At 68.9% G+C, this 17,567-nt stretch carries 13 protein-coding genes; 2 read left to right on the forward strand and 11 right to left on the reverse strand.

All coding sequences use genetic code 11. The features are described 5' to 3' along the window. Positions 1 to 195 precede the first annotated feature (195 nt). The 4 genes from ACXJKH_RS00440 to nudE are packed head-to-tail and all read right to left on the reverse strand — an operon-like array spanning position 196 to position 2,697. Complete coding sequence (locus ACXJKH_RS00440) at positions 196 to 519, reverse strand: YnfA family protein (protein WP_457317874.1); 324 nt, start codon at positions 517 to 519, stop codon at positions 196 to 198. Continuing rightward, positions 516 to 1,328 (reverse strand): nucleoside triphosphate pyrophosphohydrolase, encoded by an 813-nt coding sequence (mazG, locus tag ACXJKH_RS00445; protein WP_457317875.1) that lies wholly within the window; start codon positions 1,326 to 1,328, stop codon positions 516 to 518. The genes ACXJKH_RS00440 and mazG overlap by 4 nt, the downstream gene beginning before the upstream one ends. Before the next feature lie 20 nt (positions 1,329 to 1,348). Further along, positions 1,349 to 2,152, reverse strand: coding sequence for a 3'(2'),5'-bisphosphate nucleotidase CysQ (gene cysQ, locus ACXJKH_RS00450; protein WP_457317876.1), 804 nt, complete (start codon positions 2,150 to 2,152; stop codon positions 1,349 to 1,351). Then, a complete protein-coding gene (nudE, locus tag ACXJKH_RS00455) occupies positions 2,149 to 2,697 on the reverse strand; it encodes an ADP compounds hydrolase NudE (protein ID WP_457317877.1) in 549 nt (182 codons plus the stop codon). Before nudE ends, cysQ begins: the two co-directional genes overlap by 4 nt. Positions 2,698 to 2,747: 50 nt before the next feature. On the opposite strand from nudE, the gene bioA reads away from it, so the two are divergent. Both bioA and ACXJKH_RS00465 read left to right on the forward strand, forming a co-directional pair. Further along, complete coding sequence (bioA, locus tag ACXJKH_RS00460) at positions 2,748 to 4,139, forward strand: adenosylmethionine--8-amino-7-oxononanoate transaminase (RefSeq protein WP_457317878.1); 1,392 nt, start codon at positions 2,748 to 2,750, stop codon at positions 4,137 to 4,139. After that, positions 4,130 to 4,864: a 16S rRNA (uracil(1498)-N(3))-methyltransferase gene (locus ACXJKH_RS00465; RefSeq protein WP_457317879.1), complete on the forward strand. Its 735-nt coding sequence runs from the start codon at positions 4,130 to 4,132 to the stop codon at positions 4,862 to 4,864. Before bioA ends, ACXJKH_RS00465 begins: the two co-directional genes overlap by 10 nt. Positions 4,865 to 5,194: 330 nt before the next feature. Here ACXJKH_RS00465 and ACXJKH_RS00470 read toward each other — a convergent pair whose 3' ends face one another. The 7 genes from ACXJKH_RS00470 to pilG all read right to left on the reverse strand — a co-directional run bounded on the left by ACXJKH_RS00470 (position 5,195) and on the right by pilG (position 17,336). Then, on the reverse strand, positions 5,195 to 5,668 hold the full coding sequence (locus tag ACXJKH_RS00470) for a chemotaxis protein CheW (RefSeq protein ID WP_256776862.1): 474 nt from the start codon (positions 5,666 to 5,668) through the stop codon (positions 5,195 to 5,197). 29 nt (positions 5,669 to 5,697) lie between these two features. Then, a complete protein-coding gene (locus ACXJKH_RS00475) occupies positions 5,698 to 7,023 on the reverse strand; it encodes a chemotaxis protein CheB (protein WP_457317880.1) in 1,326 nt (441 codons plus the stop codon). Continuing rightward, positions 7,010 to 13,849 (reverse strand): Hpt domain-containing protein, encoded by a 6,840-nt coding sequence (locus tag ACXJKH_RS00480; protein ID WP_457317881.1) that lies wholly within the window; start codon positions 13,847 to 13,849, stop codon positions 7,010 to 7,012. Before ACXJKH_RS00480 ends, ACXJKH_RS00475 begins: the two co-directional genes overlap by 14 nt. Before the next feature lie 94 nt (positions 13,850 to 13,943). Further along, positions 13,944 to 15,980 (reverse strand): methyl-accepting chemotaxis protein, encoded by a 2,037-nt coding sequence (locus ACXJKH_RS00485; RefSeq protein WP_256776865.1) that lies wholly within the window; start codon positions 15,978 to 15,980, stop codon positions 13,944 to 13,946. Between the two features lie 43 nt (positions 15,981 to 16,023). After that, entirely contained in the window at positions 16,024 to 16,554 is a 531-nt protein-coding gene (locus ACXJKH_RS00490) for a chemotaxis protein CheW (protein ID WP_457317882.1), read from the reverse strand. Then, positions 16,554 to 16,916 (reverse strand): response regulator, encoded by a 363-nt coding sequence (locus tag ACXJKH_RS00495; RefSeq protein ID WP_457317883.1) that lies wholly within the window; start codon positions 16,914 to 16,916, stop codon positions 16,554 to 16,556. Before ACXJKH_RS00495 ends, ACXJKH_RS00490 begins: the two co-directional genes overlap by 1 nt. Positions 16,917 to 16,934: 18 nt before the next feature. Next, positions 16,935 to 17,336: a twitching motility response regulator PilG gene (gene pilG / locus ACXJKH_RS00500; RefSeq protein ID WP_017356958.1), complete on the reverse strand. Its 402-nt coding sequence runs from the start codon at positions 17,334 to 17,336 to the stop codon at positions 16,935 to 16,937. Between the last annotated feature and the right edge of the window lie 231 nt (positions 17,337 to 17,567).

Consider the following 17,567-nt stretch of genomic DNA (forward strand, 5'->3'; position numbering starts at 1 on the left):
GCTCTGGCTCTGCAAAAGGCGGCCGTGGAGCCGGCCAGCGGCCGGTAGTGCGCGTTCGGGGACGCTTTCCGGGGAGCCGGCCAGCGGCCGGCAGTGCGCGTTCGGGGACGCTTTCCGAGGAGCCGGCCAGCGGCCGGCAGTGCGCGTTCGGGGACGGTTTCCGAGGAGCCGGCCAGCGGCCGGCACTACCTCCTCTCAGGTGGTGCGCGGGGCGAACATGATCACCATCATGCCGGCCAGGCAGAGGGCGACGCCGAGCAGGTCCCAGCGGCTGGGGCGGATGCCTTCCACCAGCCACAACCACATCAACGCGGTGCCGATGTAGACCCCACCGTAGGCCGCATACACACGGCCGCTGGCGGCCGGATGCAGGGTCAGCAGCCAGGCGAACAGCGCCAGGCTGCCCGCCGCCGGCAGCAGCAGCCACGCGCTGCCGTCCTTGCGCAGCCACAACCACGGCAGGTAACAGCCGACGATTTCCGCCACGGCGGTGAGCACGAACAGCAGCAGCGTCTTCACGGCTTGGCTTCGTCGGCCTTGGCCTGCTGCCAGAGCGCTTCCTGCGCGTCCAGGTCCAGCGCGGCCAGCGCCTGCCCGGCCGCGTCGGCCTTGGCTTCCATCGCGCGGAAGCGGCGCTCGAACTTGTGGTTGGCCTGGCGCAGCGCGGCGCCGACGTCCACCTTGGCGTGGCGGGCCAGGTTGGCGCAGACGAACAACAGGTCGCCCAGTTCTTCCTGCAGGCGCGMCTGGTTGTGCTCGACCGGGCCCTGTGCGAACTCGGCGGCGACTTCATCCAGTTCTTCGCGCACCTTGTCGATCACCGGCGCAGGACCGGGCCAGTCGAAACCAACCCGCGCCGCGCGCGCCTGCAGCTTCATCGCCCGCTGCCATTCGGGCAGTCCGCGTGAAATGCCGGCGAGTGCGGAGGTGTCGGTGTCGCCCTTGGCGGCACGCTCGGCGCGCTTGATCGCTTCCCAGTTGGCGTTGACGCCCTCGGCGCCATCCACCTGCACCTGGGCGAACACGTGCGGGTGGCGGCGCTGCAGCTTGTCGCTGATCGAACGGGCCACGTCGGCGAACGCGAAGGCGCCCTGCTCGCTGGCCATCTGCGCATGGAACACCACCTGCAGCAGCAGGTCGCCCAATTCGTCCTGAAGGTCGTCCAGGTCGCCGCGGTCGATCGCATCGGCGACCTCGTAGGCCTMCTCGATGGTGTACGGGGCGATGCTGGCAAAATCCTGCTGCAGGTCCCACGGACAGCCGCCCTGTGGGTCGCGCAGCCGCGCCATGATGCCCAGCAGGCGGTCCAGTTCAGCAGTCGCGGTCATCCCATGCTCCTTTGCAGCGATCAGGCCGGCAGCCACTGCCGCCATGGCAGGCGGGTGTCGCCCAGGGCGATGAAATCGCCGTTCAACAGGCTCTCGCGGCGGTTGTAGCGGAACGGCTTGCCGGTGGCCGCCGACAGCACCGCGCCACCGGCGGCGTGCAGCACGCACTGGCCGGCGGCGGTGTCCCATTCGGAGGTCGGGCCCAGCCGCGGATACACGTCCAGCGTGCCTTCGGCGAGCCGGCAGAACTTCAGCGACGAGCCCTGCGCGATCACCTCGATGTCGCCCATCCGGTCCAGCAGCGCCTGGGTCTGTTCGCTGCGATGCGAGCGGCTGGCGGCGACCTTGAGCGGCGCGGTGGCCGGGGTGCGCGCGCGCAGGACCGAATCGTGCATGCCCAGCCGGCGGTAGGCCAGTTCGCCGCGCATGGCGTGCCAGACCGTGCCGCTCACCGGGGCCAGGACCACGCCGAATGCCGGCGCGCCCTGGTAGATCAGCGCGATGTTCACGCTGAACTCGTCGTTGCGCTTGACGAACTCGCGGGTGCCGTCGAGCGGGTCGACCAGCCAGTAGGCGCCCCAGTGCTGGCGCACCTCCCACGGCACCTGCGCCGATTCCTCGGACAGGATCGGCAGGTCCGGGGTGAGCTGCTGCAGGCCGCGCTCGATCACGTGGTTGGCGGCCAGGTCGGCGGCCGTCACCGGACTGCGATCGGATTTGATTTCCACATCGAACGGGGTCGCATACACGGCCATGATGGCGGCGGCCGCGTCCTGGGCGATGGCGATGACGGTTTCGCGCAGATCGGTGGTGAGCTTGATCATTCCTGGCCGCCCAGCCACTGGCGGGCGATGAACAGCGCCGCCAGTGAACGCCCTTCGGAGAAGTCCTCGCGCAGCATCAGCTGGTCCAGGTCGGCCAGTTTCCAGGGCACCACGTCCAGTTCCTCGGGCTCATCGCCAACCAGCCGCTCCGGGTACAGGTCGCGCGCCACGACCAGCCACGATTGGTGGCTCATGTAGGTGGGCGCCAGGGTCATCGCGCGCAGCACGTCCAGCCGCCGCGCGCCGTAACCGGCTTCTTCCTTGAGCTCGCGGTTGGCGGCCTGCACCGGCGTTTCGCCGGCATCGATCCGGCCCTTGACCAGGCCCAGTTCGTAGCGGTGGACGCCGGCGGCGTACTCGCGCACCAGCAGAACAGTTTCATCGTCAAGCATCGGCACCACCACCACCGCGCCATGCCCATGGCTGATCAGGCGCTCGAAGCGGCGGCGTTCGCCGTTGGAGAATTCCAGATCAAGGTGCTGGCGCTGGAACGGCCCGCTCTGCTCGTCCGTGATGCGGTGGATGATGGGCAGGCGACGACTCATGCGAGCCTCTCTAGAATGGGAGCTGGTGAAAACGTCTTCATGAGCCCGAAATGCTAGCAGACCCAGCCCCCCTATCGCTGGCCGACCAGTGGCGCCGTCGCGACCTGGCCGTGCTCTGGCACCCGTGCACGCAGATGCGCGAACACCCCGACACCCTGCCACTGGTGCCGATCGCCCGGGGGGAAGGCCCGTGGCTGATCGACCATGACGGCAAACGCTACCTGGATGGGGTCAGCAGTTGGTGGACCAACCTGTTCGGCCACGCCGAACCGCGGATCGGCGCCGCCATCGCCCACCAGGCGACCCAGCTGGAGCAGGTGATGCTGGCCGGCTTCAGCCATGAACCGGCGGTGCGTCTGGCCGAGCGCCTGCTGGCGATCGCCCCGCGCCAGGCCGGACGCGACCCGCTGGCCAAGGTGTTCTATGCCGACAACGGCTCGGCCGGGGTCGAGGTGGCGCTGAAGATGGCCTTCCACTACTTCCGCAACCGTGGCGAGCACCACCGCACCCGCTTCGTGGCGCTGGAGAACGGCTACCACGGCGAAACGCTGGGCGCGCTGTCGGTGGGCGATATCCCGCTGTACCGCCGCGTGTATGCCCCGCTGCTGACCGAGGCGCTGTTCGCCCCCTCGCCGGACGCCTACCTGGCCGAGCCCGGCCAGAGCGCCGCGCAGCGCGCCCACCAGGCCGCCGACGCGCTGGCCACGCTGTTCGACCAGCACCCCGGTGAGATCTGCGCGGTCATCCTGGAACCGCGCCTGCAATGTGCCGGCGGTATGCGCATGCACGACCCGGTCTACCTGCAGCGCGCGCGCGCACTGTGCGATGCCAACGGCGCGTTCCTGATCGCCGACGAGATCGCCACCGGCTTCGGCCGCACCGGCACGATGTTCGCCTGCGAGCCGGCCGGGGTGATGCCCGACCTGCTGTGCCTGTCCAAAGGCCTGACCGGCGGGTTCCTGCCGCTGTCGGCGGTGCTGGCCACCCAGGCGCTGTACGACGCGTTCCTGGACGATTCGCGCGAGCGCGCGTTCCTGCACTCGCACAGCTACACCGGCAATCCGCTGGCCTGCGCCGCCGCACTGGCGACGCTGGACATCTTCGCCGGCGAAGACGTGATCGCGCGCAACCGCAGCACCGCCGAGGTGATGCGCACACTGGCCGCTCCGTTCAATGACCACCCGCACGTGGCCGATGTGCGCCAGGCCGGGATGGTGGTGGCCTTCGAACTGACCCGCAATGGCGACAAACGCACGCCCTTCCCCGCCGAGGCGCGGGTGGGGCTGCACGCCTATACGGCCGCGCTCAAGCGTGGGGTGGTGCTGCGGCCGCTGGGCAACGTGCTGTACTGGATGCCGCCGTACTGCGTGGAAGACGAACACCTGGACCTGCTGGCCCAGACCACCCTGGCTGCAATCGAGGAGGCCGTTGCATGCGCATGACCCGGTGCCATATCGACACCCCGCTGGCCGTCGGCCAGACCCTGTCGCTGCCCGAAGAGGCGGCCAACCACCTGGTGCGGGTCATGCGGCTGCGCGAAGGCGACGGCTGCGTGCTGTTCAACGGCGATGGGCACGATTACCACGCCACCCTGGTGGTGGTGGGCAAGCGCGACGCGCAGGTCCGGATCGACGCGGCCAGCGCGCTGGACAACGAGTCGCCGCTGCACATCACCCTGCTGCAGGGCATCGCGCGTGGCGAGAAGATGGACCTGATCCTGCAGAAGGCCACTGAACTGGGCGTGGCGGCGATCGTGCCGGTCAACGCCGAGCGCACCGAGGTGAAACTGGATGCGGCGCGCGCCGAGAAGCGGCTGGCGCACTGGACCAGCGTGGTGGTGTCGGCGTGTGGTCAATCCGGGCGCGCGCGGGTGCCCAACGTGGCGGCGCCGCAATCGCTGCTGGACGCCGCACGGCAGATGCCTGCGCAGGCGCTCAAACTGACCCTGGACCCGCTCGGCGAGCATCGCCTGTCCACCCTGCAGCCGGCACCGGGCGGAGTGGTGATCGCGATCGGCCCGGAGGGTGGCTGGTCGCCACGCGACCGCCAGGCATTGGTCGAGGCCGGCTTCCAGGGCCTGCAACTGGGGCCGCGCATCCTGCGCACCGAAACCGCCGGATTGGCCGCGATCGCCGCCGTGCAGGCGCGGTTGGGCGACCTGGGGTAAGTGGCAACGGCAACAGCAGCCCCGCATGGCGTGGCTCTACCGGAGGGCCGAATCGTGCGCGTTCGGCAGGTATGGGTCGTTGATCGATACGAACGCCGTGCCAAACGCGGTGCCAACATACAGGGGAAGGCACGGGCGCCGAAGCACGCCGGCACTCCGGCACTCCGGCACTCCGGCACTCCGGCACTCCGGCACTCCGGCAAGCATCGGGTGGAACAGCCCCCTTGAGTCAAGGGGGCGCGCCGCCTGGCGCGGGGATCTGGAGGCATGGTCCACGGGGGCCCACGATCTGCTCCGCAGATCGTGGGGAGCCTTCGCGAACGCGAAGACTCACCCCGCGACGGGGTAGGCCTCGTCCAGCGCTGCTTCCAGCGCATCCAGGTCCGGCAGCAGCGCGCTCTGCTCGCCGAGCAGCACGCGCATGTGCACGCCCTGCGGCAGGGTTTCCTCGGAAGCGTCGGCCAGCAGGCCGTCGCGCGGGACCGCGATCAACTGCGGGAAGGTCTGGGTCAGCAGGGCGAAGTACGGGCGCTTGGCGTTGCCACCCAGTGCCTTGAGCACCACCACCTTGTTGTTGCTGGTCACCAGCTCATCGCCCAGCCCGGACAGCCGGGCGAACGACAGCAGGGGCACGTCCCAGCCATGCCAGGCGATCTGCCCGACCAGCCAGGCCGGCGCATCGGGCACGGTCTGCACGGCGACTTTGGACATCATTTCGGCCACGGTGGCATTGGGCAGCAGCACGCGTTCGTGCCCGGCCTGGATCAATACCCCGCGGATTTCGTCGTTGCTGGCGTAACTCATGGCGTGATTCCTGGAAGGGGGCGCGGCGATTACTCGCGTACGCCCCAACGTTCGACGATGCTATGGGCCAGCTGCGGCGGCTCGCCGGCATGCATGCCGGCGGCGACCACGGCGTTGGCGGCGGTGGGGTCGTAGCAGCCTTCACCGACCTGCCCGGCCACCCAGGCGCCTTCTCCGGCCAGCGCCAGCACCGCATCCACGTGGCTGGCATCGGCGCCGCTGAGCAGCACCACGGCGCTGTCGGCCGGCGGCAGCGTGCCGACCTGGACACCCTGCGCATCGGCGCTGAAATACAGCCCGCGATCGCGAACGGCCAGGCCCACGTCATCGGGCAGGATGTAGGCGTTGCCGGCCTGCACCGGCTGTTCCGCTTCGGCCAACACCACCGGCAACGCCGAGACGCGCGCCATCTGCTTGACCAGGTTGCCGTAACGGCCCCCGTCCAGGCGCATATGCACCAGCACCGGCGTGGCCAACCCGGCCGGCAGCGTGGCCAGCAGGCGACGCAGCGCGTCCGGCCCGCCGATGCCGGCCAGCACCAGCACGGCACCGGCGGCGGCGCCGTCGGCGGGGCGCTCGGCCTCCAGTTCCACCAGCGACAGCCGCGCGATGTCGAAATCGGTCGGCGGCGCTGCGGCGCCGGCGGGTGCCGACGGCGGCGGTGCGATCGCCTCGACCGCATCATCATCCACCAGCGACCAGCTGCTGTGATCGCCCAGGGGTACGCGCGGCGGCGCAGCCGGCGGGGCGGACACGGGAACCGGCGGCGGCGCGGACGGCGCGGACGACGCCGGCTGCAGCGCGGCCAGCGCCTCTTCCAGCGACATCGGCTCGCTCATCGTATCCGGCGCCTGGTACAGGCCATCGGCCGGCACGTCGCCGGCGGCGTCGAAGGCCTCGCGCACATGGAAGTCCAACGGGGCATCGGCATGCAGCTGTGCCGGCGTGGTCGGCAGGCCCGGCTCGGGCTGCAGCAGGCCGTCCTGTTCCGAACCCGGCGGCAATACGTCGTGGTGGCCATGCAGCTTGGCCACCAGGTGCCGCGCCCAACGCTGGGCTTCCCAGCCATCGCGGCGTGCGGCCAGTTCGGCTTCGTCGAAAATCAGGGTCAGCGACGGCGAGCCCAGTACCGGGTCCAGCCGTTCAAGCGCGTCTTCGATCGCCGGCTCCAGCGCGATCAGCACCGCACCCGGCGCGGCGTCACGCAGCGCCTGCAGCTCCAGCGTGTTGGGATCTTCCTCCAGCACCAGGGTGGCGCCGGCCTGAGCCAGCGCCTCACGCAGGCGCTCACGGGCAGGACCGACCCGCGCCAGCAGCGCTACCGACAACAGCGAAGGCAGGTCATTCGCGGACACGGGCGATCCCCAGCAGGTCGTACACGTTTCGCATCAGGTCCAATTCCTGGTAAGGCTTGCCCAGGTAACGCTGGACACCGATTTCGAAGGCGCGCTGACGGTGCTTGTCGCCGCTGCGCGAGGTGATCATCACGATCGGCACGTCCTTGTAGCGGGGATCGGCACGCATCGCGGTGGCCAGTTCATAGCCATCCATACGCGGCATTTCGATATCCAGCAGCATCAGGTCGGGCACACGTTCTTCCAGCCGCTCCAGCGCTTCCACGCCATCGCGGGCGACGGCCACTTCGAAGTTGTGGCGTTCCAGGATGCGCCCGGTGACCTTGCGCATGGTCAGCGAATCGTCGACCACCATCACCAGCGGCACGTCGCGGTCGCTGACCTGGGTGGTCGGGGCGATCGGCTTGTGCGGATTGGCCTGGAAGCGGCGCACCAGCGGGGCAACGTCCAGGATGACCACGACCCGGCCATCGCCGGTGATGGTCGCCCCGTAGATACCCGGCACCGAGGCGATCTGAAGGCCGACCGGCTTGACCACGATTTCGCGGTTGCCCAGCACCTGGTCGATGGCCACGGCCGCGCGCAGTTCACCGGCGCGGACCAGCAGCAGCGGCACCTGGGCCTGGCCTTCGGCGCGGGCCTGGCCCTGGCCGATCAGCGTGCCCAGATCGTGCAGGGCGAAGGCTTCGCCACCGTAGTGGTAGCTGCCGTCGATGGTCTCGAAGCGCTCGCGCGAGATCCGGCCGATGCCGCTGACCGAGGCCACCGGCACGGCGAAGGTGGTCTCGCCGATCTGCACGAACACCGCCTGGGTGACCGCCAGCGTCTGCGGCAGGCGCAGGGTGAAGGTGACGCCCTGGCCGCGCACCGAGTGGATGTCCACCGAGCCGCCAAGCTGGCGCACTTCGTTGTGCACCACGTCCATGCCCACGCCACGGCCCGCCAGCTGGCTGACCTGCTCGGCCGTGCTGAAACCGGGCGAGAAGATCATCGCGTCCAGTTCGGCATCGCCGAGCACGGCGTCGGCCTCGATCAGGCCACGCTGTTCGGCGCGGCGACGGATCGCCTCGCGGTCCAGCCCGGCGCCGTCATCGGCCACTTCCAGCACGATTTCCGAGCCTTCGCGGCGCAGGCGGATGGCGATCTCGCCTTCCTCCGGCTTGCCGGCGGCGCGACGCTGGTCCGGGGTTTCCAGACCATGCGCGACCGAGTTGCGCAGCATGTGTTCCAGCGGCGCGACCATGCGGTCGAGCACGTTGCGGTCCAGTTCGCCGTGGGTTCCATCCAGGGTGACGTGGACCTGCTTGCCGGTGTCCTGGCCGGCCTGGCGGACCACCCGACGCAGGCGCGGCACCAGCCCGTCGAACGGCACCATGCGCGCCCGCATCAGGCCATCCTGCAGTTCCGAGCTGACCCGCGACTGCTGTTGCAGCAGCACGTCGTACTGGCGCGACAGGTCGTCCAGCACGCCCTGCAGGCCGCCCAGATCGGCCGCCGACTCGTTCAGCGCGCGGCTGAGCTGCTGCAGCGTGGAGAAACGGTCCAGTTCGAGCGGATCGAACTTGTGGTCGGCCTGGTCCTGCTCGCGCTGGTAGCGGGCGACGATCTGCGCCTCGGTTTCCAGGTCCAGGCGGCGCAGCTGGTCGCGCAGACGCGCATTGGTGCGGTCCAGTTCGCCCATCGCACCGCGGAAGGCACCGAGCTGCTGTTCCAGTCGCGAGCGGTAGATCGCCACTTCACCGGCGTGGTTGACCAGACGGTCGAGCAGGTCGGCGCGCACGCGCACCTGCTCCTGCTGCGGACGGGCCAGCATGTCGTCTTCGCTGCTGGCCTCCAACGGCAACGGCGCGGACAGCGGGGCCTCGGCGACGGCCGTGTCGACCTCCACCGGGGCGGCATCGGGTGCATCGACGGCGCTGTCGGCCGCGACCGGCTCAACCCGGCCCAAGGTGCGCTGTTCGAAGGCGCCGATCAGGTCCTCGGGCATCGCCACGCTGCGGTGCTGGCCGGTGCGGGTCAGCATCTGGTGCAGGCGATCGAAGCCACGTTCCAGCAGGTGCACATCGCTGCGGTCGATGTCGGTGCGGTTGGACGCAACGGCTTCCAGCAACGATTCGATGCCGTGGCCGAGGTCGCCGATCGGGTTGATCCCGGCCATGCGCGCGCCACCCTTGAGGGTGTGCAGGTCGCGCTGCAGGCCGGCGATGACGTCACGGTCGTTCGGCGCGGCGCGCAGTTCGCTGATCAGGCCATCGCAATGGTCGAGCAGGTCCTTGCCTTCTTCCACGAAGATGTCGACCAGCTCCTCGTCCAGAACGCTGAAGTCCAGTGGCTCGGTGCTGTCTTCTTCGACGCTTTCTTCAGCGTCGAGGCCGACCGCGTCGTTGGCAGCCGACGTGCCGCTCGTGCTCGTGCCGGCCGCGATCGAGGCCAGGGCTGCGGTTCCGGCCGCCGCGACCACGGGCGCGTCTTCCAGTTCGAAGAACGGCGTGGGCGCGGCGGTCTCGGTGGCATCGGCATCCACCGCGTCTTCGGCGAAGGCATCGGCCTCGTCGTGCTGCTCCTGCATCTCATGGGTGGCATCCAGGCCGAGCACGCTGTCGGTGTCGTCCCGTGCCGTCGGCGCGTCGATGACGGTCAGGCCATCGTCCAGCACCTGCTGCTCGTCGACCAGCTCGCCGAACGCCGGGGTCGAGGGCAGCGCGTCTTCCAATGCCTCGCGTTCTTCTTCGGTGGCAGTGTCGACATCGCGCTCGGAGAAAGCGGGGATTTCCGCCTGCTCTTCCGCGACAGCGTCAACACCAGCGGTACCGGTGTCTGCGTTGACAGCCTCGACCTCGGCCGCCTCGACCAGTGGTTCGTCTGCGATTTCGGCGTCGGCGTCGGCGTCGGCTTCGGCTTCGACGTCGGTGCCGAGTTCGGCGTCGACAGTCTGCGCGTCATCGCCGGCCACTTCCGCCATCGGCGCATCCACCACGGGCGCGTCGGCGGCCGGGGTGACATCCAGATCGACGTAGCGCGACAGGTCCTCGGCGCCGGTCAGTTCGACCGCGTCCAGTCCGTCGTGCACGACCTGTGCGGCGCCCGCATCGTCCGGCTGCGGGCCATCGGCAGGCGGCGCGGCATCGTCCGCGCTCACCGCGGCGGGCGTCGTCGGCAGCTCGGCGTCGAAGTACGCCGACAGGTCATCGCTCGCGGTGAGTTCGCCGAACGCCAGGGCATCGGCCTCCGGCACATGCGCTTCCACGCCACCGGCCTGGCCTGCGTCCTCGGCGTCGATCGACGCCAGGTCGACCACCGACAGTGCGTCGGCCTCCAGCTCGGCCTGCTGCAGTTGCGCATCGGCACTGTCATCCCGCCCGGCGTAGCCGCCCTGCCCGTCTGCCTGCGGCAGCGTGGACAGCGCGTCCTGCCCAGGCGCGGCGACGGCGACGTCGTCTGCGGCGAAGGCCTGCGCGGCATCCTCCTGTTCCAGGGCGTCCAGCGCGTCCTGCTCGAACGCCAGCTCGTCGTCGGCGACCAGCGCCGGCCAGCGTGCCTCGGGCAGCGTGTCGGCCAACGCCTGCAGGCGCGCGGCCAGCGCGGTCTGCACCGGAATGCGCGGCGCCTCGGCCTGCAGCGCGGTCATGGTGGTGCGGATCGCCTCGGCGGTGGCCGACAGCGCGTCCACGCCTTCGGCATCCGGGGTGGCATCGGCAGCCAGCGAGCGCTTGATGTAGCTCTCGGCAACGCCGGTGACCGCGGTGATTTCCGGCACGTCGGTCATCGCGAACGCACCGTTCATGGTGTGCACCGCGCGCAGCAGGGTGTCGGTCACCGGCTGCGGGGCCACGCTGGCCTCGCGCAGCCAGGCCTGCAAGGTCGCCTGGTGGGTGTCCACTTCGGCTTCAAGGATTTCGCGCAGGACTTCATCGATGTTGGCCGGCGTGCCGGTCGCCTCGACCGCCTGCACCGGTGCCTGGACAGCAGGCTCGATGGTCTCAACGGTTTCAACCAGTGCCGCCACGACCGGGGTCGCACGCTGCAGCGGTACATGGAAGGTCTCTTCGCCGGCAGCAACGCGGTCGGCGATGGCCTGCATGGCCTGCAGGTCGGCGGTCACCCGGCCTTCGCCACGCAGCGCGGCGTTGAGCTGCGGCAGCACGTCGTAGGCCTGCCCGACCATCGCCACCACGGCCGGCGTCGCCGGACGGGTGCCGTCGAGCACGCGGTTGAGCATGCCCTCGATCTTCCAGCTGAATTCGCCCAAGGTGCGTGCACCAACCAGGCGGCCGCTGCCCTTGAGGGTATGGAACACGCGACGGATCGGACGCAGCCGGTCCATGTTGTCCGGCGCAGCGCGCCAGACCGGCAGCAGATTGCCGAGGTTGACCAGTTCCTCGTCGAACTCTTCGATGAAGACCTCGCGGATGTCCTGGTCGATGTTCTCGCCGTCGTCCTCGAAGCCGGCCTCGATGCTGTCGGCATCGTCGACTGCAGCACTTTCCGCGACCGCAGGCGAGGCGGCAGGCGCGGCCTGCGGCTCGGTGCTGAACTGCGATGCAGCAGCGTCGAGCTCGGCCAGGAAGCGCGCCGATTCGTCGTCCAGTTCGATCTTGCTGATCACCGCAGCATGCACGCCGGTGCTGCTGTGGGTGATGAGCGGCGTCTGATCGTGCGCATCGGCGCTGTCAGCTGCGTTGGCGTCGGCATCGGCGTCGAACGCAGGCACGCTCGCGTCAGTGGCGTCAGTGGCTTCGAAGGCCTCGATGACCTCATCGGCGTCTGCGACTTCTGCGATTTCTCCAGCTTCTGCAGCTTCTGCTTCCGCGGCGTCTGCGACATCCGCAGCAGCTGCGGCGTTTCCGACGTCCAGCGCCGGCTCTGCCGTGCCTGCGTCGAAGGTATCGACCTCGGCTTGCAGGAACGGCGGCAGGTGCTCAACGTCCAGGGCCGGCGCGGCGTCGACGAAGACGTCCTGCACCGGCGTGGCCGGGGCGTCATCGATCTGCAGCGACAGCACGCCATCGGCGTTGTGCAGCGGCGCGTCGAAGGTGAACGTGATCGGCTCGTCGCTGATCTCCAGCGCGTCGTGCTCGGCGGAGACCGGGTCGAAGCCGCCACTGAACGACAGCGGCGCGTGGCTGTCGGCCGGCTCCACCGCCTCGGACGGCGCGGCCTGGGCATGCAGCGCATCCAGCGCGTCGAGCGCGGCATGCATGGGCGGCTGGGTGTCCCAGCGGGTCGCGGTGGTGTCTTCGGCGAACACCGGGTCGAAGTGGACGAAGCTGGCGGCGTCATCGCGCGTGGCCGGGTCGGACAGCGTCCACTGCACCGCGTCCGGGACGCTGGCGGTGGAGGCGGCAAACACCAGGCCGGCGGCATCGCCCGCGTCTGCGGCGGGTGCCGGGGCGGACGCATCGGGCAGCGGGTCGAAGGTGAAATCCGGCAGCGACGGCGGCACGCTGCCCGGGGCAGGTGCGGACGCGGCCATGGCGGTGTCGATATGTTCCGGCGCCGGCGTTTCCCAGGGCGCCAGCTCGATCGCTTCCGGTGCCACCGGCAGCGCTTCGGCGCTGGCATCCGGGGCGGCGGCATGCGCATCGGGCAGCGGCCAGTAACGCAGGGTTTCCAGGCTGGTGCGGGTGATGTCCAGGATTTCGTCGCGGCCCGGGCGACGCTCGCGCAGCGCTTCCAGGTAGTACTCCAGGCTGGCCATGGCATCGGCCAGCGTATCCAGCTGGCGGCCACTGGGCACGCGCTGGCGGCCGATCAGTTCCACCGCGATGTACTGGCGTACGCCCTGCAGGTAGTCGGCCGGCGTGGCCAGGTCGAGCATGCGCAGCGCACCGGCGACCTCGCCAAGCAGGCGCGGTACTTCCTGCAGCTGCTGATGGTTCCAGTTGGTTTCGATGAAGGCGACGAAGTGTTCGCGTGCGGCGGCGAAGTTGGCGATCGCTTCATGCGCGAGCACTTCCACCGTGCGTCGGTTTTCCACCGCGCTCGGATCGTCTTCACCGCTGATGTTGGCACCCAGATGCGCGACCTGGTCATCCAGCGACGCGTCCACGTACAGCAGTGCGCCGGCGATATCCAGCAGCAGGCTCTCATCGATCTGCTGCTCGCCGTCGACCACCCCGCGCAGCGCATCGCGCTGCTGCACGACCACGCCACGGGCCACGCCCAGGCCCATCATGCCCAGGGTATCGGCGACCGCGCCGAGTTCGTTGACCTGGGTCTGCAGCTGTACCGGCTCGCCGCCGGTGCGCAGGTGCAGGTCCAGCGCGTCCTTGATCCGCAGGAGTTCTTCCTTGACCGCATTGCCGACGGTGTCGAGCAGCTCGCGGTTGCGGCCGCTGAGGCTGCCGCGCGCGTGGTCGAGTTCGGCCTCGGTGGCGCTGACGCTGTCCGGGGCGAAAGCGAACAGCACGCTTTCATTGATGCCCGGCGCAGCGCGCGCCGAACGGATGTCATTGAGCAGCGGCAGCAGCACGATCGGAATGTCGCGGTGGCCGTTCTGCAGGCGTTCCAGATAGTCGGGCAGCAGTACGCTGCCGCGCATCAGGGTCGCGCAGGCTTCGTCGCGGTCGGGCACCTCACCGGCACCGATCGCGTTGGCCAGCTGTTCCATCTCCTCGGCCACCATCGCCGGGGCATACAGCTCGACCATGCGCAGGGTGCCCTGCACCTGGTGCAGGTAGCCGGCGCAGAAGCGCATGCGGCTGCCGTCGGCAGGGTCCTCCACGTAGTACTCGACCTCATTGCGCACCTGGCGCAGGGTCTCATCCAGCTCCGGCTTGACCCAGCCCAGGGCGGCGTGGCTCATGGCATCGCGCAGCGTGCTCATGCCGGGACTCCCGGCAGGGTGGCGCGCGTGTCGTGCTTTGAATTCTCGCGATGCATCATCTGCTGATTCCTTCCCTCTCCGCCCTGCCCGCGGCTCACGCCGGCAGCTTGAAGTCGGCAACCGAGCGGCGCAGGTCGGCCGCCAGCTGTGCCAAATGGCCGATCGACTCGGCGGTCTGTCCCGCGCCCTGCGAGGTCTGGCCGGTAATCTGACGGATCACGCCCATGGTGCGGGTGATGTCCGACGCGGCCGACGACTGCTGCTGGGCGGCGATCGAGATGTTCTTGATGAGGTTGTTGAGCGCGTTGGACACGCGTTCGATTTCGGTCAGGGCCGTACCGGCGTCTTCGGCCAGGCGTGCACCGGACACCACCTCGGCGGTGGTCTGCTCCATCGAGCTGACCGCTTCGTTGGTATCGGCCTGAATGGCCTGGACCAGGCCTTCGATACGCCGGGTCGCGCCGGAGGTACGTTCTGCCAGTCGCTGCACTTCGTCGGCCACCACCGCAAAACCACGACCGGCTTCACCGGCCGAGGCCGCCTGCACCGCGGCGTTCAACGCCAGGATGTTGGTCTGTTCGGAAATGTCGTTGATCAGTTCCACGATCGAGCCGATTTCCTGCGAGGACTCGCCCAGGCGCTTGATGCGCTTGGAGGTCTCCTGGATCTGGTCGCGGATCTGGTCCATGCCCTGGATGGTCTCGCGGACCACGCCGGCGCCTTCGGCGGCGATCACCACCGAGCGCTGTGCCACGTCGGCCGATTCGGCCGAGTTGCGCGACACCTGTTCGATGCTCGACGCGATTTCGCCAATGCGGTCCGAGGCCGAGGTGATCTGGTTGGCCTGGTGGCCGGCCGCTTCGGCCAGCTGCATGGCCGTGGCCTGGGTTTCCTGGGTGGACAGCGCGACCTTGGCCGAGGTGTCGTTGATCGTGGTCACCAGGTGGCGCAGTTCGTCCACGGCGTAATTGATGGCGTCGGCGATCGCGCCGGTCATGTCCTCGGTCACCGAGGCCTTCACCGTCAGGTCGCCTTCACCCAGCGAGCTGATTTCGTCCAGCAGCCGCATGATGGCCTGCTGGTTGCGGCTGTTGAATTCCACCTGGGTCTGGTAACGCAGGTCCTGCTCGCGCGAGCGGCTGCGCACGGTGCTGCTGACGAAGCCGATGATGGCGATCAGCGACAGCGCGCCGGAGATCACGCCCAGCCAGAAGTTCGGGAACAGACGCGTATCCCGCACCGAGCCGAACGAGGAAAACGCTTCGAACAGCTTCTTGCTGTCATCCAGCATCCTGGTCGCGCCGCCGGTCAGTGCCGCGGCCGAGGACTGCGCCGAGAACAGCTGGCGCGAGCTGGCCAGGATCGCATCGGCGTCCTTCTTCATGGTGTCCCACTGCTTCTGGGACTGTTCCAGCGCCGCCAGTGCACCGGCATTGCGGACCGGGGCGATGCCCAGCTCTTCGTTGCCATTGCGCAGCGCATCCAGCACCTGGGTGAACACCACCGAGTCGCGGGCCAGCGCGTCGCCTGCCGCGGCGGCACCGCCGCCACCGGCGCGCATTTCGGTCACGCGGCGGGCCATGGAGCCGACCACCACGACCTGCTGCAGCGCGTTGTACACCTGCGAGGCAGGCGCGCCACCGGCCGACATCGCGCGGACCACTTCATTGAGCTGTGCCTGCAGTGCCGGCACGCCATTGACGAAGTTGTTGGCGTTGCCGGCCAGGGCCAGCACGGCCGGCTCACTGGCCACCAGCTGGGCGGCGCTCTTGCCGAGCGGCTCCCAGGTCTGGCTGAGCTGGCTGAGTGGACCGGACACGTTCGCTTCGCTGCCGTAGCGGCCCTGCAGGCTGCTCACCGTGCTTTCGATGCGGGTCTTGGTTTCCTTGAACGCGGTGAAGGCCTGCGCGTTGCCCAGCACCGCCTCACGGCCCTGGTTGGCCAGCTGCTGGGACAACACCTGCAGGTCGGCCGCGCCGGTACTGGCGCCGGCCAGGCGACTGCCCTGCCAGGTGGCCACGCCGGTATTGACGCCGAACACGATCATCGACAGGGCCAGCAGGCCGAGCCAGAAATTGGTTCCCACCGACCCGAGCTTGCCGGCCTTGGCGGATTCCGAAGCAGTACTCATCGTTCAACCTCGATCTTCAATGCGGTGAGACAGGCAGCAGCGATCAGGCTGCGGCCTGCCTGAATTCGGGAGTACGCGACAGCAGCGACAGCGAGAACACGCCCCAGTCGTGACCGTCGCCGTGGAAGGCGCGGTCGATGAAGTGCGCATAGCGACCACTGGCCAGGTCGCCGACGGCGATGTCCTGGTTCTGCTCGAAGCTGCGTTGGCCAAACAGTTCATCGATGGTCAGGGCGACGTCGCCGCCGGCCTGGCGCATGATCAACACGCGCTGGCCTTCCTGCTGCACGGTGCGCTCGCCTTCCAGGAAGTACTTCAGGTCCACCACCGGGAACAGATTGCCGCGCAGGTTGCCCACGCCCAGCAGCCRCGGCTGTGCGCCGGGGACCGGGGTGATCGGCGGCATCGGCACGATTTCCACCACTTCGCGGAAATCCGAGACCAGATGCCGCTTGCCCACCCGGTAGCCGACGCCACGCCACAGGTCCTGCGCGAMCTGCCGTTCGGGCAGCTGCACGGCGTGGGCCAGGCTGCGCCGTTCGTAGACTTCGAGGATGTCGAAAGGAGAACGCATCAGACCACCAACTCGTTGATCCGCGCGATCAGGTCCTCCTCGCGCGGTGGTTTGACGATGTAGTCGGCGGCCCCCTGGCGCAGCCCCCACGCCTTGTCGGTTTCCATCGCCTTGGTGCTGACGATGACCACCGGGATGTGCTTTGTCTCCGCGTCGCGCGCCATCGCGCGGGTCGCCTGGAAGCCACTCATGCCCGGCAGCACCACGTCCATCAGGACCAGCTGCGGCGATTGCTCGCGGACGAGCACCAGCCCGTCCTCGGCGTTGTCCGCTTCGAGAACCTCATGCCCGGCCTTGGTCAACCACTGCGTGAACACCGCACGGTCGGTCGGTGAATCCTCGATCAGAACGATTCGAGCCATTGTGCCTTTCCCCCCTGGTCAGGCGTTGACGTATGTGCGGATGGCACCCAGCAGTTCTTCACGCGTGAAAGGCTTGGTCAGGTACTGCTCCGAGCCGACGATGCGGCCGCGCGCCTTGTCGAACAGGCCGTCCTTGGAGGACAGCATGATCACCGGGGTCGACTTGAACAGCTGATTTCCCTTGATCAGCGCACAGGTCTGATACCCGTCAAGACGCGGCATCATGATGTCCACGAAGATGATCTGCGGCTGTTGGTCGGCGATCTTGGCCAACGCCTCGAAACCATCGGTCGCRGTCACCACCTCGCAGCCTTCGCGCTTGAGCAGTGTTTCGGCGGTCCTGCGAATGGTCTTCGAATCATCGATGACCATGACCCTGAGCCCTGCGAGTTCCCCACCCGCAGCCATGTTTTCAGTCATTACCTTTCCCCGAGCGCGCGACGCTTCTGCTTTGGTCCGGCGCCGCTGCGAAAGCGTATCTATATCGCACTTCCGGCGCAGGCTTCAAGCGCGGCCACTTCAGCCAAGCCGCAGGCGGGTCGGCGGTGACGGCCGGCGCCGGTTTTGCGCAAACCGGGCCGGCCGCCGGACACTGCGTTGCACCGGTCCGGGGCAGGCAGGCGGGCGCGGTTGCGGCTACCATCATCGCCC

Source organism: Stenotrophomonas sp. P5_B8, from assembly GCF_054049855.1.